The sequence below is a fragment of the Pseudomonas sp. URMO17WK12:I12 genome, assembly GCF_000514395.1.
Classification (GTDB): domain Bacteria; phylum Pseudomonadota; class Gammaproteobacteria; order Pseudomonadales; family Pseudomonadaceae; genus Aquipseudomonas; species Aquipseudomonas mucoides.
Map to the genome: position 1 here is coordinate 101,442 of NZ_AZVV01000018.1, position 23,122 is coordinate 124,563.

Here is a 23,122-nt window from a genome sequence, read left to right on the forward strand (position 1 = left end):
AGCCTGCTCGCGAAGGCCTCAGCTCAGGCACCATCAAAACCCGAGGTCACTCCCGCGATTCAACCCCCAACTCATCCCAAACCGACTCCGCCAAATGGAACGTCGCATTCGCCGCCGGGATGCCGCAGTAGATTGCGCTCTGCATGATCACTTCCTTGATCTCGCCACGGGATACGCCATTATTGGCGGCGGCGCGCAGGTGCAATTTCAGTTCTTCATTGCGGTTCATGCCAATCAGCATGGCAAGGGTGATCAGGCTGCGGGTGTGGCGCGGCAGGCCCGGGCGGGTCCAGATATCACCCCAGGCGTGGCGGGTGATCATCTCCTGGAACTCCGAGTTGAACTCGGTCAGGGCGGTCAGGCTGCGGTCGACGTGAGCGTCGCCGAGTACTGCGCGACGGACTTTCATGCCCTCGTCGTAACGTTGTTTTTCGTCCACAACCATCCCCTTACTAAGCTGACAAAAACGCCAACACCCGCGCGCTGAACGCGGCGCCGGCCTGGACGTTGGACAAGTGCGCGGCGTAGAACTCGGCGTATTCGGCGCCCGCCACGTGCTCTTGAATGAAGTGCCCACCGGACGGCGGCGTCACGGCGTCTTCGGTGCCGGCGATCACCAGCAGCGGCGCCTTGATCGACGACAACTGATCACGGAAATCGGCATCCCGCACGGCTGCGCAATTGGCGGCGTACCCCTCTGGCGACGTGGCGGCCAGCATGTCGGTGATTCGCTTCGCGGCAGACGGATTGGCGGCAGCAAAGTCCGGAGTAAACCAGCGCGCAATCGAGGCATCGCGCAGCGCGACCATCGCGGCCGGACCGTCACGCAGCACGGTTTCAATGCGCGGGTTCCAGATCGACGGATCGCCGATTTTCGCCGCGGTGTTGCACACCACCAGTTTGTTCAGTCGATCAGCGGCGTTGATCCCCAGCCATTGGCCGATCAAACCACCCATGGACAACCCGCAGAAATGCGCACGCTCAATGTGCAAGGCATCCAGCAGCGCCAGCACGTCATGGCCCAGTTGCTTGATGCTGTACGGGCCGGGGGTCACCAGAGACAGGCCGTGGCCACGGGTGTCGAAACGCAACACCCGGAAGTGTTCGGTGAACGCTGCAATCTGTGCGTCCCACATGTGCAGGTCGGTGCCCAGCGAGTTGGACAGCACCAGGACCGGTGCATCTTCAGGCCCCTCTATTTGGTAGTGCAGTTCGCCCTCGGCGAGTTGTACAAAAGCCACAGCAATCTCCTTCAGGCAGTCAACGCAGAATGTTCAGCCACCGCCCGCTCGACCCAGGTATGGGCCTGGCCGAGGTAATGGGCGGGGTCCAGCAAATGATCGAGTTCAGCCGCCGAAAGCTCGGCGGTCACTTGCGGCTCGTCACCCAGGACGGCGCGCAGATGCCGCTGTTCAGCCACCGCACGTTTGCAGCAGAGTTCCAGCAAATGATGCGCGGTGTCGCGGCCGACCCGCTGGGCAAGGACGATGCTCACCGCTTCGGCCAGCACCAGGCCCTGGGTCAAATCAAGGTTGTGCGCCATGCGAGCCGCATCCACTTCCAGCCCCTGCGCCACCAGCAAGGCTTGCTTGAGGCTGCCGGACACCAGGCAGCAAATCTCCGGCAGGGTTTCCCATTCGGCATGCCACAGACCGAGGCTGCGCTCGTGTTCCTGGGGCATGGCGCTGAAGAGCGTCGAGAGCAAACCGGGAACCCGAGTCGCCGCACCGATCAGCACCGCAGCACCCACCGGGTTGCGCTTGTGCGGCATGGTCGAGGATCCACCCTTGCCCGGCGCCGAGGGTTCGAATACTTCGCCCGCCTCGGTCTGCATCAACAGACTGATGTCGCGACCGAGTTTGCCGAGGCTGCCGGCGATCAGTCCCAGCACCGAGCCAAACTCCACCAGACGATCACGTTGAGTGTGCCAAGGCTGATCCGGCAAGGTCAGTTGCAACTCGCCGGCCAGCGCTTCGGCAATCGGCATCGCTTGCGCGCCGAGGGCGGCCAGGGTTCCCGAGGCGCCACCAAATTGCAGCACCAGCAAACGTGGCTTGAGTTCTTGCAAGCGCTGACGGCTGCGGGTGACCGCCCCCAGCCACCCGGCGATTTTCATACCGAGGGTGACCGGTGTGGCGTGCTGCAACCAGGTGCGTCCAGCCAGCGGCGTGGCGACATAACGCTGGGCTTGAGTGGCGAGGGTGTCGCCCAGTTGCGCAAGATCGCTTTCGATCAAGGCCAGTGCCTGGCGCAGTTGCAACACCAGTCCGGTGTCCATCACATCCTGGCTGGTGGCGCCCAAATGCACATAGCGCTCGGCGTCAGCATCATTGGCCGCGATCCGCTTGCCCAACGCCTTGACCAACGGAATGGCGGAATTGCCTGCAGTGGCAATCGCCTCGCCGAGGGCGGCGAAGTCGTAATGCCCGGCCTGACACGCGCCTTCAATCGAAGCGACAGCCGTTTGCGGAATCAGCCCGACACGCGCCTCGGCCCGGGCCAGTGCCGCTTCGAAGTCGAGCATGGCCTGCACGCGGCCCTGATCGCAGAACACTTCACGCATATCGCGGGCAGTGAAATAGGCATCGAACAATTGATTGCCCGGTCGATCGTTCATAAACAGTCCTTGATGGCGCGGGCCCGTCAGGCCCGCGCGGAAAGATCAGAGGTCGTGGTGCAAATACTTTGCCTGCTTGGGCAGGCGCAAACTGAACAGGAACGCCACCACCATCATCACCGTGACATACCAGTAGAAGGAGTTTTCCATGCCCACGGCTTTGAGGCTCAGGGCCACGTATTCCGCCGAACCACCGAAGATCGCATTCGCCACCGCGTACGCCAGGCCAACGCCGAGGGCGCGCACTTCCGGCGGGAACATCTCGGCTTTCACCAGGCCACTGATCGAGGTGTAGAAACTCACGATCGCCAGCGCCACGGTAATCAGCACAAAGGCCAGGAACGGACTGCTGATACTTTTCAGGCTCAACAGAATCGGCACGGTGCACAAGGTCCCGAGGGCGCCGAACCAGAGCATCGAATTACGCCGGCCGATCTTGTCGGCGAGCATGCCGAAGAACGGCTGCATGCACATATAAAGGAACAGTGCACCGGTCATGATGTAGCTGGCGGTCTTGGCCTGCATGCCGGCGGTGTTCACCAGATATTTCTGCATGTACGTGGTGAAGGTGTAGAAAATCAGCGAGCCACCGGCGGTGTAACCGAGCACGGTGATGAACGCGGCTTTATGGTCGCGGAATAGTGCTGCGATACTGCCTGCGTCCTTGTTTTCACGCATTTCCTTGCTGCTGGTTTCCTTCAGCGAACGGCGCAGGAACAATGAAATCAGCGCGGCTGCCGCACCGACCACAAACGGAATCCGCCAGCCGTAGGCACGCAGGTCATCCTCGGTGAGAAACTGTTGCAGGATCACCACCAGCGACACCGCCAGCAATTGCCCGCCAATCAGCGTCACGTACTGGAACGAGGCGAAAAAGCCGCGCTGGCCCTTGAGCGCGACTTCGCTCATGTAGGTGGCGGTGGTGCCGTACTCGCCGCCCACCGACAACCCTTGAATCAAACGCGCGAGCAGCAACAGCACCGGCGCCCAGACGCCGATGTCCTTGTAGGTCGGCAGGAAAGCGATCAGCAACGAACCGAAGCACATCATCAGAATCGAGATCATCATCGAGTTCTTGCGCCCGTGCTTGTCCGCTACCCGGCCGAAAATCCAGCCGCCGATGGGGCGCATCAGGAACCCGGCGGCGAACACGCCAGCGGTGTTGACCAACTGCACCGTGGGGTTGTCGGAGGGGAAAAAGGCCGGGGCGAAATAAATCGCGCAAAAGGCGTAGACGTAGAAGTCGAACCATTCCACGAGGTTACCGGACGAGGCGCCGACAATGGCGAAGATGCGCTTGCTGCGCTCTTCGCCGGTGTAGTGTTCTGTTGAAGCAGCGGTCGTTGTCATTGTTTTTCACTCAATGGGGACAGTGAGAGTCTAGACACACTTCGCAACAGTCCTGTTCCCCAGATAGATCAGGCACACAAATCCCCTTGTGGGAGCGAGCTTGCTCTCGATAGCGGTGTAACTGTCGTCAACGTTGACTGACAGGCCGCCATCGCGAGCAAGCTCGCTCCCACAGGGATTTGCGGTGTACGTTTAATAGTCGAAGAACACCGTCTCGGCTTCAGTCCCTTGCAGGATCACATTCCACTGATACACGCCGGACGCATCCTGCTTCGCCAGCAACGTGCTGCGACGCTCGGCCGGTACACACTCCAGAAGCGGATCCGACACATTCGCCGCGTCACCCTCAAAGTAAATCCGCGTCAGCAAATGCTTCACCAACCCGCGCGCAAACACCAGCACCACCAAATGCGGCGCCTGGGTCGAGCCTTTCAGGCCTTCGACCGTGCCCGGCTTGATGGTGGTGAAACGAAAGCGCCCTTCTGCATCCACCGGCACCCGGCCAAAGCCTTCGAAGTTCGGGTCCAGCGGTTTGTCCTGGTCGTCTTCCGGATGGTCGTATTTGCCGGCGGCGTTGGCCTGCCAGACTTCCAGCATCGCGTCGTTGACGACATCACCGTTGCCATCGATGACTTGCCCGGTGATCGCCACGCGTTGGCCCAGGGTTTGTTCGACGGTCAGGTCTTCGCGGTTCAGCCAGGTCAGGCCGATGTGGTAATACGGCCCGACGGTGTGGGACGTGGTCGCGTTCAGCGTCATCTTATTTCTCCATCGGCGTGGCGTCGCGGCCGCGCAAGACGATGTCCCAGCGATAACCGAGGGCGTAGGAAGGGACGGTTTTTTCCAGATCGAACGTGGCGATCAAACGCTCTTTGGCGCGGGTGTCCGGCACGCAGTTGTAGATCGGGTCGTAAGCCAGCAACGGGTCACCCGGGAAATACATCTGCGTGACCAGCCGCGTGAGAATGCTCGGCCCGAACAACGAGAAATGGATATGCGCCGGACGCCATGCGTTGTGGTGGTTGCCCCATGGATAGGCGCCGGGCTTGATGGTCTGGAATTGATACCAGCCATCGGCATCGGTCACGGTGCGGCCGGTGCCGGTGAAATTCGGGTCGAGCGGCGCGTCGTGCAGGTCGCGGGCATGGTTGTAGCGACCGGCGGCGTTGGCCTGCCAGATCTCTACCAGAATACCCGGCACCGGCAGACCGTTTTCATCGAGCACACGGCCGTGAATGATGATCCGCTCACCCAGCGGCTCGCCCTTGTGCTGAACGGTCAGGTCGTTGTCCTTCTCGTTGACGCGTTCGGCGCCGATGGTCGGGCCGGTGATTTCCGACAGCGAATGGGGCAGAAACACCAACGGTTTGGACGGCGAGCGAAGGTTGGTGGATTGATACGTCGGGTGCAGGTATTCCGGCTGAGTGCCTTCCTGCGGACGACGGTAACCAGGCTTGTCAGTCATTGCGCTTTCCTCTGTTCTTATTTGTCGACGCGACGTGTCAGACGCGTTCGATCGCCAGGGCCAGACCTTGGCCGACACCGACACACATGGTCGCCAGGCCTTTCTTGCCACCGGTTTTTTCCAGCTGATGCAACGCGGTCAGGACCAGGCGCGCACCGCTCATGCCCAGCGGATGGCCCAAAGCAATGGCGCCACCGTTCGGGTTGACCTGGGCCGCGTCGTCGGCAATGCCCAGTTCACGCAGCACCGCCAAGCCTTGGCTGGCGAAGGCCTCGTTGAGTTCGATGACGTCGAAATCGCTGACCGCCACGCCCAGACGCTCGGTCAGTTTGCGCACCGCCGGGACCGGGCCAATGCCCATCACCCGTGGGGCGACACCGGCACTCGCCATGCCCAGCACTTTGGCGCGGGCGGTGAGGCCGTGTTTTTTCACGGCTTCGGCCGAGGCCAGAATCAGCGCTGCTGCACCGTCGTTGACGCCCGAAGCGTTGCCTGCAGTGACGGTTTTGTCGGGGCCATTGATCGGTTTGAGTTTGGCCAACATCTCCAGCGTGGTGTCGCCACGAGGATGCTCGTCCTGCGTCACGACCGTTTCACCCTTCTTGTGGGCAATCCGCACTTCGACGATTTCTTCAGCGAAAAATCCTGCGGCCTGCGCGGCGGCTGTGCGCTGCTGGCTGCGTAGCGCGAAAGCGTCCTGATCCTCGCGAGACACTTCGTAATCGTCGGCCACGTTGTCGGCGGTCTGCGGCATCGCATCCACACCGTATTGCGCTTTCATCAACGGGTTGATGAAACGCCAGCCGATGGTGGTGTCTTCCAGCTTCATGTTGCGCGAGAACGCCGCGTCGGCCTTGCCCATCACGAACGGTGCGCGGGACATCGACTCGACGCCGCCGGCAATCGCCAGTTCCATTTCACCGCTGGCGATGGCGCGGAACGCCGTGCCGATGGCGTCCATGCCCGATGCGCACAGGCGATTGAGCGTGACGCCGGGAATGCTTTCCGGCAGCCCGGCCAGCAGCAATGCCATGCGGGCGACGTTCCGGTTGTCTTCGCCGGCCTGGTTGGCGCAGCCGAGGAACACCTCGTCCACCGCCGTCCAGTCCACCGACGGGTTGCGTTCCATCAGCGCCTTGATCGGCACAGCGGCCAGATCATCAGCGCGAACGGTCGACAGACCGCCGCCAAAACGGCCGATAGGGGTGCGAATGGCGTCGCAGATATAAACGTCACGCATCAGGCTTCTCCGGGTGCTTGGCCGTGGGCGGCGGCAGTGCGGGCTTCAAGATCCCGCAGCGCCGTCAGTTCGACGTCGGTGGGCTCAGCGGTGTTTTCAACCGTGTCGGCAAAACGAATCGGCCAACCGGTGGCGGCGACCACTTGCTCACGGGTCACGCCGGGGTGCAGCGCGGTGACCACAAATTCATGGGTGCCGGCTTCCGGTTCCATGACGCACAGGTCGGTAATGATGCCGACCGGACCAGCGCCCGGCAGACCGAGACGCTTGCGTGAATCACCGCCCTCGCCATGGCCGACCGAGGTAATGAAGTCCAGTTTATCGACGAAGGAACGCGCCGACTGCTTGAGGATGATCAGCACACTTTTAGCCGAACCGGCGATCTCCGGCGCGCCACCGGCACCCGGCAGGCGAACCTTCGGCGCATGGTAATCGCCGACCACGGTGGTGTTGATGTTGCCGAAACGGTCGACCTGCGCAGCGCCGAGGAAACCGACGTCGATGCGCCCGCCCTGCAACCAATAGCGAAAAATCTCACCGGTCGGGACCACGGTGTCGGCGGTTTCCGCCAGCTCACCGTCACCAATCGACAGCGGCAATACGCTCGGCTTGGCACCGATCGGACCCGATTCGTAGATCAAGACCACATCCGGCGACGACGTCAGGCGCGCCAGGTTGGCCGCTTTCGACGGCAGGCCGATGCCGACGAAGCACACCGAACCGTTCTTCAAACGGCGCGCGGCGGCGACGGTCATCATTTCATTGGTGGTGTAAGTCATTACTTGGCCTCCGAAGCATCGGCCAGCTTGGCCTGGAACTCGCTGAAGTCAGCGCAGCCGTGGATGTATTCGTTGATCCACGCGGTGAAGGTTTCACGGTCGCGGGCAATCGGGTCCCAGGCCTGGTAGAAGCGGTTGTCGCGCTCGTTGTAACCGTGGGCGTAGGACGGATGTGCGCCGCCAGGGACGAGGCAAACCGCGCTCAAGGCCCAGGTTGGCAGGACGCAGGCGTTCATCGGGGCATTGAGGTCGTCGACGATTTCTTCGACGGTGACGATGCAACGCTTGGCGGCCAGTGCGGCTTCTTTCTGCACACCAAGAATGCCCCACAGCAGCACGTTGCCTTTGCGGTCAGCCTTCTGCGCGTGAATCACGGTGATGTCCGGACGCACCGACGGCACGGCCGCCAACACTTCACCGGTGAATGGGCAGGTCACGGTCTTGATCAGTGGATTGACCTTCGGCAGGTCGGAGCCGGCGTAGGCCCGCAGCACCGCGAACGGTAGGCCGGATGCGCCGGCGACGTAGGCATTGGCCAGGTCGGCGTGGCTGTGCTCTTCGATCTCCAGTGGATGCGGCCACTGCTTTTCGACGGCATCACGCAGACGGTGCAGCGAACCCACACCCGGGTTGCCGCCCCAGGAGAAAATCAATTTGCGAGCACAACCGGCGCCGATCAACTGGTCGTAAATCAAGTCCGGGGTCATGCGCACCAGCGTCAGGTCTTTCTTGCCCTGACGAATGATTTCATGACCCGCCGCCGTAGGGATCAGATGGGTGAAGCCTTCGAGCGCGACCGTATCGCCGTCGTTTACGAATTGCTTCACCGCGTCGTGCAGCGAAAGGATTTCAGCCATGGGGCAGGCTCCCGTTTTGTGATCAACCGACAGTGGAAGAAAAAGGCGCGATGCGCAGCGCCGGAATGACTGAAGGTTAAGCCTATGCAAAACACCAAACAATCCGATAATCGACTAAGCGTTCGTTTATCGAACAGATTGTTGTCTGCCTATCGAAGATCAAAAGCATCGCGAGCAAGCTCACTCCCACAGGGGGAACGCGGTCACCTGCAGGAGTGAGCCTGCTCGCGAAGAGGCCATCAGAGCCGCTGAAGATTCCAGATCAGGCGATCAAGTCGCATCCGCATGACTGACCATGCCCTTGATCACCACCGCCGTAGTCGCCAACGCTGCCGGAATCACCAGCGCCGTCAGCACTTGCTCAAAATTCCAGCCCAGCCCGAGCAACGTCGCGCCCATCCAAGCCCCGAGAATCGCGCCAAACCGGCCAATCCCGAGCATCCATGACACCCCGGTCGCCCGCCCTTGTGTCGGATAAAACCGCGCCGCCAGGGAAGGCATCGCCGATTGCGCACCGTTGACGCACATGCCCGCCACCAGCACTAACGTCGCCAACAGCGTGATGTTGCCCAGGCTCTGCCCTACCGCGTAGGCAAACACCCCGGCCAGCAGGTAGAAAATGCCGATGACCTTGTGCGGATTGAACCGGTCCATCGCCCAGCCCACGCCCACCGCGCTCAGCACCCCGCCAAACTGGAACAGTGCGCCAATGAACGCGGCCTGCTCCATGCTCGCGCCGCTGTCACGCATCAGTGTCGGCAGCCAACTGGTCAGCAGGTACACGATCACCAGGCCCATGAAATAGGTCAGCCACAGCAGCAAGGTGCCGGTGCTGTAGGTGCCGGAGAAGATCACCGCGAACACGTTGCGCGCCTTCACGGTTTTCTGTTCCGGCACGCTGAAGCTTGAAGCCTGGGCGACGATGGTCGGGTCGATGGGCGCCAGGGTCTTGCGCACTTTGTCGGTGCCACGGTTACGGACCACGAGGTAGCGCGCCGACTCCGGCAGCCACAACAGCAGGACGACCGAGAGGATCAGCGGCAGAATCCCGCCGATCAGCAGCAAACTGTGCCAACCAAACGCCGGGATCAGCTTGGCCGAGATAAACCCGCCACCGGCCATGCCGAGGTTGAAGCCGCAGAACATGCTGGTCACCAGCAGGGACTTCTTGCGCTCCGGGGTGTATTCCGACAGCAGGGTGGTGGCGTTCGGCATGCCGGCACCAAGACCCAGGCCGGTGAGGAAACGCAGCACCAGCAATTGATCGACATTGGTGCTGTAGGCCGACGCCAGGCTGAACGCGCCAAACAACAACACCGCCCCCACCAGCACGACTTTGCGCCCGAAGCGGTCAGCCAACGGGCCGGAACCCAGCGCGCCGAAGACCATGCCGATCAACGCGGCACTCATCACAGGGCCGAGACTGGCGCGGTCAATCCCCCAATCCTGCGACAACGCAGGCGCGATAAAGCCCATGGCCGCGGTGTCGAGGCCATCGAGGAAGACAATCAGGAAACACAGGATCACCACTCGCCACTGATAGCGCGAAATGGGTTGAGCATTGATGAAGGACTGCACATCGAGGCAGTGACCTACAGCAGACTGGGGCTGGTTCATTATTTTTATTCCACGCAAGAACGCAGTCGGACAGGTGCCAGCCTGAGCTGGCGCTGCCGCGACAGTAATGATCCAAGGGAAAGAGCGTCAATTCGATAAACGCGAGTCTGTGCGTTTATCGAACAGCTTAAATAGAAGAGGCTTAGGCGAAGAGCTGTGCGCTGAGGTCGCGACTGGCGCTGAGCAGTCCGGGCAGGAAGCGTTGTTCCAGTTCGTTGCGACTGACACGGCCAGCGTGGGTGCTGACGTTCAAGGCGGCCACCACCTGACCGGATGCGTCATACACCGGCACAGCAATCGAACGCAGACCCTGTTCCAGCTCCTGATCGACGATGCACCAACCTTGTTGCCGCACCTCTTGCAGGCATTCGAGCAACGCCTCGGGTGTATGCAGGGTGCGGCTGGTCTTGGCTTGCAACTCTGCGTGATCGAGATATTCGCGCAGCGAGGTATCGTCCAGTGCGGCGAGCAGAATCCGGCCCATTGACGTGCAATAGGCCGGAAGGCGACCGCCGACTGAAAGGTCGACCGAAATCAGCCGCTGTGTGGTCGCCGAGCGCGCGATGTATAAAATGTCATCGCCTTCCAGCGTGGCCATGTTGCAGGCTTCGTGCAGTTGCTCGCTCATGCGGTCCAGGTACGGCTGGGCTGATACCGCCAGTGGCGTCGAAGACAAATAAGCATGACCCAGGGTCAACACCTTGGGCAGCAGCGAATAGGTACGACCGTCGGTGGTGGCGTAACCAAGTTTGATCAGGGTGTGCAGGCAACGGCGCACGGCGGCGCGGGGAATTTCCGTGCGGTGACTGATCTGGGCAATGGTCAGGTGGCGCTTGCGCTCTTGAAACGCTTGCACCACCGCCAGGCCACGCGCCAGGGACGTCATGAAATCAGGGTCGCCGGTCAGGGCCTGGATTCGCTTCGCGGGTGAGGCGACGATCGGCGGCGCCACTGAAGTGAAAGAGTTGCGCATTTGATCATTCATGACAGGTCCTTTCCGAGGCGGATCAGCGGCTATTACACGCGGCCCCTGCTTCTGCACACAAGTCCGGGACCGCCAAGATTGGGCGATTATCGGACGGCAGGCCGATAATCGCAATCAATGCCACGCAAGGCCTGATGCGACTCACGCCATTAACTGCCCGTTTTTATTTTTTGTCTGGTCGACTTCTTAAAGGTCGATGTAAGCGGTTTAAGTTGTTCGCCTTAATGGCGCCAGAAAGACATCGCTGCACAATGACATCATCGGCCTCCTAGTTGCCGTTAACACTTGTCAGTAACAAAACAATCACACATGACGAACTACTTTTAACGCCTCGGTGATAGTGTTCTTCGAATCGACCGCTATAATGCAATCCAGTGGCGAAGCGGTTTTTTATCCACCGACTCTGTCACCCGGCAGCGCGATGTCCCATTGTCGTTGCCCACAGCAAGCGCCTGACGCTCATTTCATATGCTCCGCCAATGCGCTCGCTGAAACAGGAACCTGATGCTACGTCAGCTGTTTTTCTCTGGTGTCGTGGCCGCCTGCAACATGGAAGTATTGTTCACATGCCGTCAAAAGGTTGCCTTCCCGGGCATTACCCTTTTATGAGCGTGGTCAATCGACTCGATGCAGCGCGTTTCACCGGAAATTATCCCAACTCATACAGGTAGCACTGTGACGAAAGACGAACTGCGCGCGGAACTTGAGCGCCAGGAACAACGTTACAAGGAAGTTTACGGCGGGGAAGTCACCACCTACGCCGCCCAGCCCGAACCGGAACGTAAACCCTGGCGTAAACGCGCCACCGTTCAGGACCAGGCGTTCACCCAAGAACTGCAGAAGATGGAAAAGGAACTCAAAGCCGAAGAGCCTTGACCGACTCGGCCCGAATTCTTTCAGGGGTCTGCGTCTGCTCCCGCTAAAAGCGGGTGGCATCGATCAAGCCTTTCGTGCCCGCTACAAGCGGGCAGCGGCCTCCTCACCCCTCGGATGAGGCAAATGGCTCGTTTCTGACCCTCTTCTCAGATATTTCACACAAGCGTTCAAGCCTCTCGACTCCACGAGCGAAACCCTTGTTCCTGTTTATTTCTCCTTTTAATTCAATAGCTTGTAAAACCCGGTAAAACGCTGGGAGATTGGCGTCCCTCGCCAATTATTTCGTTGAAGAATGTTACCGATGAGCAGCAAGTGCATTGATTAGCAGTCTTTTCTGGCATAATCGCGCCCCCTTACGACCGGGTCAGAAAACCTTCATGATCGATTTATTCAGCGGACTGGATGCTTGGGTGCTTGTGAGCCTCTTGCTCGCCCTGGCCTTTGTCCTCGCCTTCGAGTTCATCAACGGCTTTCATGACACCGCAAACGCGGTGGCCACTGTTATCTACACCAAAGCCATGCCGCCCCATCTGGCGGTGTTCTTTTCCGGGGTGTTCAACTTCCTCGGCGTGCTGCTGGGCGGTGTTGGCGTGGCGTATGCCATCGTCCACCTGCTGCCGGTAGAACTGCTGATCAATGTGAACACCGGTCACGGACTGGCCATGGTGTTCTCGCTGCTTGCTGCCGCCATCACCTGGAACCTGGGCACCTGGTACTTCGGTATCCCGGCCTCCAGCTCCCACACCCTGATCGGTTCGATCCTCGGTGTCGGCCTGGCCAACGCGTTGATCAACGATATTCCGTTGGCCGATGGCGTGAACTGGCAGAAGGCGATCGACATCGGTGCCTCCCTGGTGTTCTCGCCAATGGCCGGCTTCCTCGTCGCGGCACTGGTGTTGATCGGCCTTAAATGGTGGCGTCCACTGTCGAAGATGCACAAGACACCGGACCAGCGCCGCAAGCTCGATGACAAGAAGCACCCACCGTTCTGGAACCGTCTGGTCCTGGTGATCTCGGCCATGGCCGTGAGCTTCGTGCACGGCTCCAACGATGGTCAGAAAGGTATCGGCCTGATCATGCTCGTGCTGATCGGTATCGTGCCGGCGCAGTTCGTACTCGACCTGGGCAGCACGACGTACCAGATCGAACGGACCCGCGATGCGACCCTGCACCTGAGCCAGTTCTATAAGCGCAATGCCGACACCCTGGGTGAATACCTGGCGCTGGGCAAAAGCATAGAAGGTGATCTGCCGGAGAAATTCCGTTGCAACCCGCAACAGACCGAACCGACCATTACCGCCCTGCTCGGCACCCTTAAAGGTGTGTCGGACTACCACTCGTTGTCGTCGGACAGCCGCATCGAAGTGCGTCGCTACCTGCTCTGCCTGGATGACACGGCGAAGAAAGTCGGCAAGTTGCCTGGCCTCAATGCCCGTGAAAAGGCCGACCTGGACAAACTGCGCAAAGACCTGACCACCACCACCGAATACGCGCCGTTCTGGGTGATTCTGGCGGTGGCCCTGGCACTGGGCCTGGGCACCATGGTGGGCTGGAAACGCGTGGTACTGACCATCGGCGAGAAGATCGGCAAGCAAGGCATGACCTACGCCCAAGGCATGTCGGCGCAGATCACCACCGCGTGCATGATCGGCCTGGCGAACATCTTCAGCCTGCCGGTCTCCACCACCCACGTGCTGTCCTCGGGCGTGGCCGGCACCATGGTCGCGAACAAAAGCGGCCTGCAAGGTGGCACGGTGAAAACCATCCTGCTGGCCTGGGTCCTGACCCTGCCTGCGACGGTGGGCCTGTCGGCCGGCCTGTTCTGGCTGGCGTCGAAGGCACTGGGTAGCTGATACATCGCCGAGCAATGAAAAAGCCCGACCATTGAGTCGGGCTTTTTGTGGGCGCAATTTCTAATTCAGGGGGAGATCACTCCTACAAGGGTTTTGTATTGCCAGGTCTAAATTGCAGGCAAAAAAAAGGGCAACCGAAGTTGCCCAAAATGCCTTGCGTGCTCATTACATCCGGAAAGAACTACGGTTTACGCTTGTGCGAATCCTTCCAGATAAAAAATCCAAACCCTGCGAAAAACATGACCATGAGGCTGACAGTCAGCACTCCGGCGATCACCACGTTGTCGAAAAACATGACTGGCCTCCTGGGCTTGCCCTGTTGCGATAGGGCTAAGTTAACCAAACAGGCAGAAGAAAAAATTGACCTGGATCAATGTCGCCCGAGACCGGGCGTAAAGGCGGGGTAATAACTGACCTGCATCAACAGATGCAGGGGGTTTCAACGCTTTTTCGGTTTGTTCTTCGGTTTTTTCTTGGCTTTGCCCAAAGGCATTGCCTGCTCAAACGCCTGTCGAACTTCATTCAGACGTTTTTCATTAAGGTCGTGAACCCGCTTGGCGCGTTCAGAGTTGAGATCAATCAGCTTATCGTCTTGGCTCATGGTGCTCAGTGCATCGTTTGACGGGTATATCGCAATAATGCGGTCTGACCCGCCACAACTCAAATCTGAATATCGACCCACAAGCCCTGACGCGGCTGATCCTCCATCAACGGGGCCACCGGCACGGTGTTGTCGGCATTCAGTTCGTCACCGGGAATGGCCAGGTGCTCCTCGGGGTCTTCATCGGCCTCGCGGCGGCGACGCTCGCGCTCCAGCTTGCGGCGTTGTTCCTCGCGCAGTTGAAAAGCCGCTTCCTCGGGATCGCGCTGCTGCAGGTCGATCGTGCTTTCGTTCGAGCTTTCCTGCACCGGCACCACTGGCGGAATATCCGGGCGCTGACGGATCGGGTCGTGCTGTGAGGTGATTGGCACGGCACTCAAGGGGAGCATCGGTAGCAGCATAATTTTTAGTCTCCTGTCAGCAGGCTGTCGGCTGCGGGGATGGCGACTTGAGCCATCGGTCGCAAACTGTGACCCGTTTGGCACTCATCAGTGCCCTGACCGGCAAGCACGACTTCATTGGGCTAACGTAAGACTGCGAGTTTTTATGAGAGTCCTTTGGCCCTGAGGGCCTCCTTCCGTTAAGATAGCCCGCTTTTTCAAGGTGGGAGTCAGGCAGCATGGCGCAGCAGTATCAACCGGGGCAACGCTGGATCAGTGACAGCGAAGCCGAGCTGGGTTTAGGCACCGTTCTGGCACAGGACGGCCGCTTGTTGACCGTGCTCTACCCGGCCACTGGCGAGACTCGCCAGTACGCGCTACGGAATGCGCCCCTCACCCGCGTGCGGTTTTCGCCCGGTGACTCGATCACTCACTTCGAAGGCTGGAAGCTGACGGTCCAGGAAGTCGACGACGTCGATGGCCTGCTGGTCTACCACGGTCTCAACGCGCAGAACGAAAGCGTCACGCTGCCAGAAACCCAGCTGTCGAACTTCATTCAGTTCCGTCTGGCCAGCGACCGTCTGTTCGCCGGGCAGATCGACCCGCTGGCCTGGTTTTCCCTGCGTTACAACACCCTGGAACATACCAGCCGCCAATTGCAGTCCGCGCTGTGGGGCCTCGGTGGCGTGCGCGCACAACCGATCGCGCACCAGTTGCACATCGCCCGCGAAGTCGCCGACCGCATTGCGCCGCGCGTTCTGCTGGCGGACGAAGTAGGCCTGGGTAAAACCATCGAAGCCGGTCTGGTAATCCATCGCCAACTGCTCTCGGGCCGCGCCAACCGTGTGCTGATCCTGGTTCCCGAGAACCTGCAGCACCAGTGGCTGGTCGAGATGCGCCGCCGCTTCAACCTGCAAGTCGCATTGTTCGACGAAGAACGCTTCATCGAAAGCGATGCCACCAACCCCTTCGAAGACACCCAGCTCGCACTGGTTGCACTGGAGTGGCTGGTCGAAGACGAAAAGGCCCAGGACGCGCTGTTTGCCGCCGGTTGGGACCTGATGGTCGTCGACGAAGCCCACCACCTGGTGTGGCATGAAGACAAGGCCAGCGCGGAATACACCTTGGTCGAACAACTCGCCGAGACCATTCCCGGCGTGCTGCTGCTGACCGCGACCCCGGAACAACTGGGCCAGGACAGCCACTTCGCCCGTCTGCGCCTGCTCGACCCGAACCGTTTCCATGACCTGGCCGCCTTCCGCGCCGAGAGCGAAAACTATCGCCCGGTGGCCGAAGCCGTTCAGGAGCTGCTGGACAAAGGGCGCCTGTCGCCTGAAGCGCACAAGACCATTCACGGTTTCCTCGGCAACGAAGGCGAAGCCCTGCTGACCGCCGTGAACGATGGCGACACCGAAGCCAGCGCGCGCCTCGTGCGTGAACTGCTGGATCGCCATGGCACCGGCCGCGTGCTGTTCCGAAACACCCGCGCCGCCGTGCAGGGTTTCCCGGAGCGTAAACTGCACCCGTACCCGCTGCCGTGCCCGGATGAATACCTCGAACTGCCGCTGGGCGATCACGCCGAGCTGTACCCGGAAGTCAGCTTCCAGGCCCAGCCAGACGCCAACGAAGAAGAACGCTGGTGGAAATTCGACCCGCGCGTCGAGTGGCTGATCGACACCCTGAAGATGCTCAAGCGCACCAAAGTGCTGGTGATCTGCGCCCACGCCGAAACCGCCATGGACCTGGAAGACGCCCTGCGCGTGCGTTCCGGCATCCCGGCCACGGTGTTCCACGAAGGCATGAACATTCTCGAGCGTGACCGCGCCGCCGCCTACTTCGCCGACGAAGAGTTCGGTGCACAAGTGCTGATTTGCTCGGAAATCGGCAGTGAAGGTCGCAACTTCCAGTTCTCGCACCACCTGGTGCTGTTCGATCTGCCGGCACACCCGGACCTGCTGGAGCAGCGTATCGGGCGTCTGGACCGGATCGGCCAGAAGCACATCATCGAGCTGCACGTGCCGTACCTGGAAACCAGCCCGCAAGAGCGTCTGTTCCAGTGGTACCACGAAGCGCTGAACGCATTCCTCAATACGTGCCCGACCGGCAACGCCTTGCAGCATCAGTTCGGCCCGCGCCTACTGCCGCTGCTGGAAGAGGCCGACGACGGCGAGTGGCAAGCGCTGATCGACGAAGCCCGCACCGAGCGTGAGCGTCTGGAAGCCGACTTGCACACCGGCCGTGACCGCTTGCTGGAGCTCAACTCCGGCGGCGCGGGCGAAGGCGATGCGCTGGTCGAAGACATTCTTGAGCAGGACGATCAGTTCACCCTGCCGATCTACATGGAAACCCTGTTCGACGCCTTCGGCATCGACAGCGAAGACCATTCGGAAAACGCCCTGATCCTCAAGCCGAGCGAAAAAATGCTCGACGCCAGCTTCCCGCTGGGCGACGACGAAGGCGTGACCATCACTTACGACCGCAACCAGGCGCTGTCTCGCGAAGACATGCAGTTCATCACCTGGGAACACCCGATGGTGCAGGGCGGCATGGACCTGGTCCTGTCCGGCTCGATGGGCAATACCGCCGTCGCGCTGATCAAGAACAAGGCGCTCAAGCCTGGCACCGTGTTGCTGGAACTGCTCTACGTCAGCGAAGTGGTTGCCCCGCGCTCGCTGCAACTGGGCCGTTACCTGCCGCCGGCCGCGCTGCGCTGCCTGCTCGATGCCAACGGCAACGACCTGTCGGCCCGTGTGTCGTTCGAGACCTTGAACGATCAGCTGGAAAGCGTACCGCGTGCCAGCGCCAACAAATTCATCCAGGCCCAGCGCGATCAGCTGACGCCACGGATCAATGCTGGCGAAGAGAAGATTCTGCCGCGTCACGCCGAGCGTGTGGCCGAGGCGCAGCGTCGCCTGGCGGCGGATACCGATGAAGAACTGGCGCGCCTGACCGCGTTGCAAGCCGTGAACCCGACCGTGCGCGACAGCGAACTGATTGCCCTGCGCAAACAGCGCGAGCAAGGGTTGGCCATGCTTGAAAAGGCTGCGTTGCGACTGGAAGCGATTCGGGTGTTGGTGGCGGGTTAAGTCCCCTGCTCTACCCGGCTAAATAAAAAAGGCCCGCAGTGATGCGGGCCTTTTTTTGTCTGCTGATCGTTCCCACGCGTGGGAACGATCATTTATGCAGTCGCCACAGAAACCCCAGGCTCAACCACCGCCCCCAACCCTGCCTTCATCCGTTTCGCATCCCGCACAAAACACCGCGAAGCCATAAACAAAAAGACCATGGTGAAGAACAACGCCACCGGAATCAGGTACATCGCGTCATGCAAACCGACGGCCTTGAACGCCTCGGTCATCTGCTCGGCACCGGCCGCCAGCATCGCCGTGTGCGCAAAGTGATCGGACAAACCGCCCACTACCACCGGCCCCAATCCACCGCCCAGCAAATACAACCCGGCAAAGAACAGTGCCATCGCCGTGGCCCGCAATCGCGGCTCGACCACGTCCTGAATCGCGGTGTAGACGCAGGTGTAGAAGTTGTAGGCAAACAACCAGCCCACACTGAAGACCGCGACAAACACGCCGATCTCGATGCGCCCGGCGTGCAGTGCCCACCCCGTACACACGGTCGAAATAATCAAACTGAACGCGGCAAACAACAGCCGCCCATTGGCCACTCGCTGGTGAATCTTGTCAGCGACCCAGCCGCCGAGCGTCAGGCCGAACAAACCGGTCACGCCGACGATCACCCCCGTGGCCACCGCGGCTTCCTGCAACGGCATCAGGAAATAGCGCTGCAGCATCGGCACCAGGAATGAATTGCAGGCGTAGGTCGCGAAGTTGAAGCACAGTCCCGCCATCACCAGCCACAGGAACGTCGGCACCGCCAGCACCCGGCGGATCGGCCGGTCGACGCGCTCCTGCGACACCTGCACGGTTTCTGCTGCGCCGCGCTTTGGCTCTTTAATGAAGAACATGAAGATCGCCAGGATCAGCCCCGGCACGGCCGCGATAAAGAACGGCGCGCGCCAGCTGTCGAACGCCTTGACCATCGCGCCGATGGTAAAGAACGCCAGCAACAACCCCAGCGGCAGACCCAGCATGAAAATGCCCATCGCCCGCGCCCGGCGGTGCGCCGGGAACAGGTCGCCGATCAATGAGTTGGCAGCCGGTGCGTAACTGGCTTCACCGATGCCGATGCCCATGCGCACGATCAGGAAACTCCAGAAGCTGCCCACCAGTCCGTTGACCGCGGTCAGCCCGCTCCAGACCGCCAGGCCCCAACCCATCAGCTTGCGGCGTGACCCGGTATCGGCCATCCGCCCCAACGGCAGGCCGGCAATCGCGTAAACCAGGGTGAAAGCGGTGCCGACGATCCCCAACTGAAAGTCGCTGAGGTGCCACTCCATGCGGATCGGTTCGATGATGATGGCGGGAATGGTGCGATCGAAGAAGTTGAACAGGTTGGCCAGGAACAACAGGAACAGAATGCGCCAGGCATTCGCCGCGTGGGTCGAGTTCTGCATGGGTCCGTCTCTTTTATTGTTATTGGGGCCTCACTGTCCCCGGAACCGCCAATCTAGACAGGCCCACCCACGCTGTCTGTCATTATTGACAAGGCTGATATCAGGCCATGGATTCACGCAGGCGCGCTGACCGCCAGGCCCAGGATTCACGGGGATCCGGCCGCTATTTTCACGGTACCGTCCGTCGCTGAAAAATACCTTTCATACCCCCTTCCAAAGCCCGTTGCGAAGCCTAGAATAGCGCCCCTGTCCGCTCCCCTGCGTACCCCCTCCTGCGTAGATCATCGACCATGTCCGAAGTCAGTCCGTGTCTGAATTGCGGTGCCTGCTGTTCCCATTTCCGTGTGTCTTTTTTCTGGGGCGAATGCGCCTCGTCCGGGGGAACGGTGCCGGATGAGCTGGTCGCGTCGATCAGTCCCAGTCGCGTGGCGATGCTCGGCACCGACTGCAAACCCACCCGCTGCATCAGCCTGGAGGGGACCGTCGGCAGCGAGGTCAAATGCTCGATTTACAACGAGCGTTCCAGCACCTGCCGGGAGTTTGAGGCGTCTTGGGAAAATGGCGAGGCGAACGTGGATTGCGACGCGGCCCGGGCAGCATTCGGCCTTCCAGCCCTGCAACCGGCGTACGAAATCCCCTTTGAACAAAGCGCCTGAGGCTTAGCACCAAACGCGATTACCATGATGCCAAAATCATATGGAACCATTTTGACATCATCCCTTGCACTCCAGACACGGCCTCTATACTCGATGACATTCGCTGGCGTTCATTGCGCCGGCCGGGATGACAACGACGGGGCGTGCTATGGAGTGGCTTGGTCTGCATTTCATTACCGAGCTGAGAGCGAGCGGGCAATTCATACTCAATTGCACGCATGACCCTTTTCTGGTGCTGCTGGCTTATGTCGTGGCGTGTGCTGGCTGCTTTGCCACGCTGGATATGGCAGAGCGTGTGGCGCATGCGGAAAGTCCGGCTTCGCAAAGGCTTTGGCGCTGGGTCGGCAGTGGGTGCCTGGCAGGCGGAATCTGGGCCATGCACTTTATCGGCATGCTCGCGTTCCAGGCACCTGTCGACATTCACTACCAACTCCCCGTCACCCTGATTTCACTGGCAATCGCCCTGTGCGCGGCCTGGCTGGTGATGCACACCCTCAGCTTCCCCGACCTGAATGTCCGGCATTGCCTCAAGGCCTCGGTGTGGGTCGGTCTGGGGATTACCGCCATGCATTACGTGGGCATGGCGTCGATGCAATCGAGTGCCACGGTCTACTACCAGCCGGCATTGTTTGCCTTGTCCATCGCCATCGCGATTGGCGCCAGCCTCGCGGCACTGCTGCTGTCGCGCTATTTGCGTGACGGCACCGGGATGTTTCACCAACTGCTCAAGTACAGCGCCAGCCTCCTCCTCGGGGCCGGCATCCTGAGCATGTATTTCACCGGGATGGCCGCCTTCAATCTGGTGATACCCAGCAGTAGCGTCCTGGCGCCGGTCAGCGAACACAGCCACCTGCAACTGGCGCTGACGGTGGCGGTCATTACGCTGCTGATCATCGGCAGCAGCATCAGCGCGGCACTGGCGGACAAAAAACTGCAACACAAGGAGCGTGATCTGCAGCGGGTCAACTCGCTGCTCAGCCAACTGGATCAGGCGCGCCTGTCGCTGCAGCAAGTGGCGCATTACGACGCCTTGACCAACCTGATCAACCGTCGTGGCTTCAATCAGATATTCGCCGAGAAACTGATCGAGAAGACCAACGAAGGGGGCATGCTGGCGGTGATGTTCCTCGACATCGACCACTTCAAGCGCATCAACGACAGCCTTGGCCATGACGCTGGCGATGAATTGCTCAAAGTGCTGGCCGGCCATATCAAAAGCTCGGTGCGCAGCCACAAAGATGTCGTGGCCCGATTTGGCGGGGACGAGTTCTGCATCCTCATCGGCCTCAATGATCCCGAAGAAGCGCAGCACATGGCCCAGCGCATCATGCTGAAAATGAAGGAGCCCATCGAGCTCTCCGGCCGCAACATGGTCATGACCACCAGCATCGGCATCAGCCTGTTCCCGCAAGACGGCAAGACCTGTGAAGAACTGTTGAAAAACGCCGACCTGGCGCTGTACCAGTCCAAGGACGCAGGTCGCAACGGCCTGAATTTTTTCAGCTCCAACCTCAAGACCCGCGCCACGATGGAGCTGCAACTCGAAGAAGAACTGCGGCACGCCCTGCGTAAAGACAATGAATTGATGCTGTATTACCAGCCGATCTTCGACCTGAAAACCGGCCAGGTCAGTAAGCTCGAAGCACTGGTTCGCTGGCAACACCCGGTTCATGGCTTGCTGGCGCCTGATCGGTTTATTGCCATTGCCGAGGCCAATGGCCTGATCCATGAGCTCGACAACTGGGTGCTGCGCAAAGCCTGCGAAGACCTGGGTGAATTGTCCCGGCACGGTTGCGAGGAACTGAAGATCGCGGTCAATTGCTCACCGCTGAACCTTGCGCGTGAAGAGCTGGCCGACGAAATCGAACTCGCGCTGCACGCCTCCGGGGTCGCGCCGCAACGGCTGGAGCTGGAAGTCACCGAAAATGCGCTGATGGGCAACCTCGCCAACACGCTGGTGCTGCTACGGCAGATTCGTGCCCTCGGGGTCTCCTTGTCGATCGATGACTTCGGCACCGGTTATTCGTCCCTGGCCTACCTCAAGCGCCTTCCGCTGAACACGCTGAAGATCGACCGCTCGTTTATCCAGGACATTCCCAAAGCCACACAGGACATGGAAATCGTCCAGGCCATCATCGTCATGGCCCACAGCCTGCATTTGCAGGTGGTCACCGAAGGAGTCGAAACCTTCGAGCAGTACGATTTTCTCGAACGCCTGGGCTGCGATTTCGTTCAGGGCTACCTGCTCAGTCGCCCGGTGCCACTGGCTGAGTTGCGTCCGGTGTTGAACGAAATCAACCAGCGCAAGCATTCGTTCAACGTCACACCTCTGAGCCAGGCTCGCGGTACATCTGCACTAACGTCGATGGATCTTTTTCCAGGAATCCCTGGCTCCCATGCAGGCGCATCAGTTGCGCAGCCAATCCGCTGAGGGGGGTCGCCGAACCCTGTTCGCGGGAAAACTTCACGGCGGTGTCGAGATCTTTGAGCAGCGTGCGCACATGCCATTTCACCGGTTCAAATTGGCTCTCGGCCATTTGCGGGGCGAGGATCTGCAACGGTTTTGAATCGGCAAAACCACCGGCCAGTGCCTCGGCGATCAACCGGGCGTCAACCCCGGAAGACTCGGCCAACGCCACCACTTCGGCGATCACCAGCGCATTGCACGCCACGATCATCTGATTGCACGCCTTGGTCACCTGCCCGGCCCCGACGCCGCCCATGTGGGTGACACGCTGGCCCAGAGTCAGCAATAGCGGACGTACTCGCTGCAGATCCACCGCTTCGCCACCCACCATGATCGCCAGGCTGCCGGCCTCGGCGCCGACCACACCACCGGACACCGGCGCGTCCAGCCAACTCATCCCGGTGCTGTCGAGCAGCTGTTTGGCCATTTCTCGTGTAGCGCTGGGTTCCAGGCTGGAAAAATCCACCAGCAACTGAGCGCTTTTTGCCCCCGAGGCCACCCCGACCGGACCAAACACCACCTCACGCACCACCGCGGTGTCCGCCAGGCACAGCAGGATGATGTCGGCGTGCTGGCACAGTTCGGCGGGGGTTGCCACTTGTCGGGCACCGGCCTCCACCAACGGCGCGCACTTGCCCGGGTTACGGTTCCACACGGTCAACGGATAGCCCGCAGCCAGCAGGCGCCGGCACATGGGCAGCCCCATCAGACCAATACCGGCGAACCCCAACGAAGGTAGCGTTGACATCATTTAGCCTCCTTTTGATTAAAGATCGCCGAATATTGGCCGATCCATCATGACTAAGGAAAGGATTCCACCCACTGATGCTCAGGCGAGTCCCTGAGACTTT

The 23,122-nt window shown here is 60.5% G+C and carries 21 protein-coding genes; 5 read left to right on the forward strand and 16 right to left on the reverse strand.

What is annotated here, in order from left to right:
* Positions 1-46: 46 nt before the first annotated feature.
* From pcaC to pcaR, 11 genes are all read right to left on the reverse strand, one after another.
* Positions 47-439: a 4-carboxymuconolactone decarboxylase gene (gene pcaC / locus D882_RS0124095; RefSeq protein ID WP_027925607.1), complete on the reverse strand. Its 393-nt coding sequence runs from the start codon at positions 437-439 to the stop codon at positions 47-49.
* Between the two features lie 13 nt (positions 440-452).
* Positions 453-1,241: a 3-oxoadipate enol-lactonase gene (gene pcaD / locus D882_RS0124100; RefSeq protein WP_027925608.1), complete on the reverse strand. Its 789-nt coding sequence runs from the start codon at positions 1,239-1,241 to the stop codon at positions 453-455.
* 11 nt (positions 1,242-1,252) lie between these two features.
* Positions 1,253-2,617, reverse strand: a complete 1,365-nt coding sequence (locus D882_RS0124105) for a 3-carboxy-cis,cis-muconate cycloisomerase (protein WP_027925609.1) — start codon at positions 2,615-2,617, stop codon at positions 1,253-1,255.
* A gap of 45 nt (positions 2,618-2,662) precedes the next feature.
* Positions 2,663-3,967, reverse strand: coding sequence for an MFS family transporter (locus D882_RS0124110; RefSeq protein WP_027925610.1), 1,305 nt, complete (start codon positions 3,965-3,967; stop codon positions 2,663-2,665).
* 192 nt (positions 3,968-4,159) lie between these two features.
* Positions 4,160-4,726, reverse strand: coding sequence for a protocatechuate 3,4-dioxygenase subunit alpha (gene pcaG, locus D882_RS0124115; RefSeq protein WP_027925611.1), 567 nt, complete (start codon positions 4,724-4,726; stop codon positions 4,160-4,162).
* Position 4,727: 1 nt separating this feature from the next.
* The gene (gene pcaH / locus D882_RS0124120) at positions 4,728-5,432 is read right to left on the reverse strand and encodes a protocatechuate 3,4-dioxygenase subunit beta (protein ID WP_027925612.1); all 705 of its coding nucleotides are present in this window, start codon (positions 5,430-5,432) and stop codon (positions 4,728-4,730) included.
* A gap of 37 nt (positions 5,433-5,469) precedes the next feature.
* Positions 5,470-6,675, reverse strand: a complete 1,206-nt coding sequence (pcaF, locus tag D882_RS0124125; RefSeq protein ID WP_172825950.1) for a 3-oxoadipyl-CoA thiolase — start codon at positions 6,673-6,675, stop codon at positions 5,470-5,472.
* Positions 6,672-7,451 (reverse strand): CoA-transferase subunit beta, encoded by a 780-nt coding sequence (locus D882_RS0124130; RefSeq protein ID WP_027925614.1) that lies wholly within the window; start codon positions 7,449-7,451, stop codon positions 6,672-6,674. Before D882_RS0124130 ends, pcaF begins: the two co-directional genes overlap by 4 nt.
* A complete protein-coding gene (locus D882_RS0124135) occupies positions 7,451-8,308 on the reverse strand; it encodes a CoA transferase subunit A (protein ID WP_027925615.1) in 858 nt (285 codons plus the stop codon). Before D882_RS0124135 ends, D882_RS0124130 begins: the two co-directional genes overlap by 1 nt.
* A 270-nt stretch (positions 8,309-8,578) precedes the next feature.
* Positions 8,579-9,925: an MFS transporter gene (locus D882_RS0124140; RefSeq protein ID WP_027925616.1), complete on the reverse strand. Its 1,347-nt coding sequence runs from the start codon at positions 9,923-9,925 to the stop codon at positions 8,579-8,581.
* A gap of 142 nt (positions 9,926-10,067) precedes the next feature.
* Entirely contained in the window at positions 10,068-10,910 is an 843-nt protein-coding gene (pcaR, locus tag D882_RS0124145; RefSeq protein WP_027925617.1) for a pca regulon transcriptional regulator PcaR, read from the reverse strand.
* 675 nt (positions 10,911-11,585) lie between these two features.
* On the opposite strand from pcaR, the gene D882_RS0124150 reads away from it, so the two are divergent.
* Positions 11,586-11,786, forward strand: a complete 201-nt coding sequence (locus D882_RS0124150) for a hypothetical protein (RefSeq protein WP_007935837.1) — start codon at positions 11,586-11,588, stop codon at positions 11,784-11,786.
* Positions 11,787-12,163: 377 nt separating this feature from the next.
* Positions 12,164-13,639, forward strand: a complete 1,476-nt coding sequence (locus tag D882_RS0124155) for an inorganic phosphate transporter (RefSeq protein WP_027925618.1) — start codon at positions 12,164-12,166, stop codon at positions 13,637-13,639.
* A gap of 181 nt (positions 13,640-13,820) precedes the next feature.
* Here D882_RS0124155 and ccoM read toward each other — a convergent pair whose 3' ends face one another.
* The 3 genes from ccoM to D882_RS0124170 form a co-directional block, all read right to left on the reverse strand.
* Entirely contained in the window at positions 13,821-13,934 is a 114-nt protein-coding gene (gene ccoM / locus D882_RS1000000133360) for a cytochrome c oxidase subunit CcoM (protein WP_027925619.1), read from the reverse strand.
* A gap of 144 nt (positions 13,935-14,078) precedes the next feature.
* Complete coding sequence (locus tag D882_RS1000000132925) at positions 14,079-14,240, reverse strand: hypothetical protein (RefSeq protein ID WP_007935839.1); 162 nt, start codon at positions 14,238-14,240, stop codon at positions 14,079-14,081.
* A 59-nt stretch (positions 14,241-14,299) separates the two neighbouring features.
* Complete coding sequence (locus D882_RS0124170; protein WP_027925620.1) at positions 14,300-14,641, reverse strand: hypothetical protein; 342 nt, start codon at positions 14,639-14,641, stop codon at positions 14,300-14,302.
* Between the two features lie 218 nt (positions 14,642-14,859).
* On the opposite strand from D882_RS0124170, the gene rapA reads away from it, so the two are divergent.
* Positions 14,860-17,706 (forward strand): RNA polymerase-associated protein RapA, encoded by a 2,847-nt coding sequence (gene rapA / locus D882_RS0124175; RefSeq protein WP_027925621.1) that lies wholly within the window; start codon positions 14,860-14,862, stop codon positions 17,704-17,706.
* Between the two features lie 92 nt (positions 17,707-17,798).
* Here rapA and D882_RS0124180 read toward each other — a convergent pair whose 3' ends face one another.
* Entirely contained in the window at positions 17,799-19,148 is a 1,350-nt protein-coding gene (locus D882_RS0124180) for an MFS transporter (RefSeq protein WP_027925622.1), read from the reverse strand.
* 290 nt (positions 19,149-19,438) lie between these two features.
* Here D882_RS0124180 and D882_RS0124185 point away from each other — a divergent pair, with 290 nt between their 5' ends.
* Together D882_RS0124185 and D882_RS0124190 are read left to right on the forward strand one after the other, a co-directional pair.
* A complete protein-coding gene (locus D882_RS0124185) occupies positions 19,439-19,804 on the forward strand; it encodes a YkgJ family cysteine cluster protein (RefSeq protein ID WP_027925623.1) in 366 nt (121 codons plus the stop codon).
* 148 nt (positions 19,805-19,952) lie between these two features.
* Positions 19,953-22,235 (forward strand): bifunctional diguanylate cyclase/phosphodiesterase, encoded by a 2,283-nt coding sequence (locus D882_RS0124190; RefSeq protein WP_027925624.1) that lies wholly within the window; start codon positions 19,953-19,955, stop codon positions 22,233-22,235.
* Here D882_RS0124190 and D882_RS1000000132325 read toward each other — a convergent pair.
* Entirely contained in the window at positions 22,126-23,022 is an 897-nt protein-coding gene (locus tag D882_RS1000000132325; RefSeq protein WP_081744011.1) for an NAD(P)-dependent oxidoreductase, read from the reverse strand. The two genes, D882_RS0124190 and D882_RS1000000132325, sit on opposite strands and share 110 nt — an antisense overlap.
* Positions 23,023-23,122 lie beyond the last annotated feature (100 nt).

Bases quoted from the DNA above. Each gene is read 5' to 3' on its own strand.
- D882_RS0124105 (WP_027925609.1), bottom strand. From the start codon at position 2,617: ATGAACGATCGACCGGGCAATCAATTGTTCGATGCCTATTTCACTGCC.
- D882_RS0124110 (WP_027925610.1), bottom strand. From the start codon at position 3,967: ATGACAACGACCGCTGCTTCAACAGAACACTACACCGGCGAAGAGCGC.
- pcaG (WP_027925611.1), bottom strand. From the start codon at position 4,726: ATGACGCTGAACGCGACCACGTCCCACACCGTCGGGCCGTATTACCAC.
- pcaH (WP_027925612.1), bottom strand. From the start codon at position 5,432: ATGACTGACAAGCCTGGTTACCGTCGTCCGCAGGAAGGCACTCAGCCG.
- D882_RS0124130 (WP_027925614.1), bottom strand. From the start codon at position 7,451: ATGACTTACACCACCAATGAAATGATGACCGTCGCCGCCGCGCGCCGT.
- D882_RS0124135 (WP_027925615.1), bottom strand. From the start codon at position 8,308: ATGGCTGAAATCCTTTCGCTGCACGACGCGGTGAAGCAATTCGTAAAC.
- D882_RS0124140 (WP_027925616.1), bottom strand. From the start codon at position 9,925: ATGAACCAGCCCCAGTCTGCTGTAGGTCACTGCCTCGATGTGCAGTCC.
- pcaR (WP_027925617.1), bottom strand. From the start codon at position 10,910: ATGAATGATCAAATGCGCAACTCTTTCACTTCAGTGGCGCCGCCGATC.
- D882_RS0124155 (WP_027925618.1), top strand. From the start codon at position 12,164: ATGATCGATTTATTCAGCGGACTGGATGCTTGGGTGCTTGTGAGCCTC.
- ccoM (WP_027925619.1), bottom strand. From the start codon at position 13,934: ATGTTTTTCGACAACGTGGTGATCGCCGGAGTGCTGACTGTCAGCCTC.
- D882_RS1000000132925 (WP_007935839.1), bottom strand. From the start codon at position 14,240: ATGAGCCAAGACGATAAGCTGATTGATCTCAACTCTGAACGCGCCAAG.
- D882_RS0124170 (WP_027925620.1), bottom strand. From the start codon at position 14,641: ATGCTGCTACCGATGCTCCCCTTGAGTGCCGTGCCAATCACCTCACAG.
- rapA (WP_027925621.1), top strand. From the start codon at position 14,860: ATGGCGCAGCAGTATCAACCGGGGCAACGCTGGATCAGTGACAGCGAA.
- D882_RS0124180 (WP_027925622.1), bottom strand. From the start codon at position 19,148: ATGCAGAACTCGACCCACGCGGCGAATGCCTGGCGCATTCTGTTCCTG.
- D882_RS0124185 (WP_027925623.1), top strand. From the start codon at position 19,439: ATGTCCGAAGTCAGTCCGTGTCTGAATTGCGGTGCCTGCTGTTCCCAT.
- D882_RS0124190 (WP_027925624.1), top strand. From the start codon at position 19,953: ATGGAGTGGCTTGGTCTGCATTTCATTACCGAGCTGAGAGCGAGCGGG.
- D882_RS1000000132325 (WP_081744011.1), bottom strand. From the start codon at position 23,022: ATGATGTCAACGCTACCTTCGTTGGGGTTCGCCGGTATTGGTCTGATG.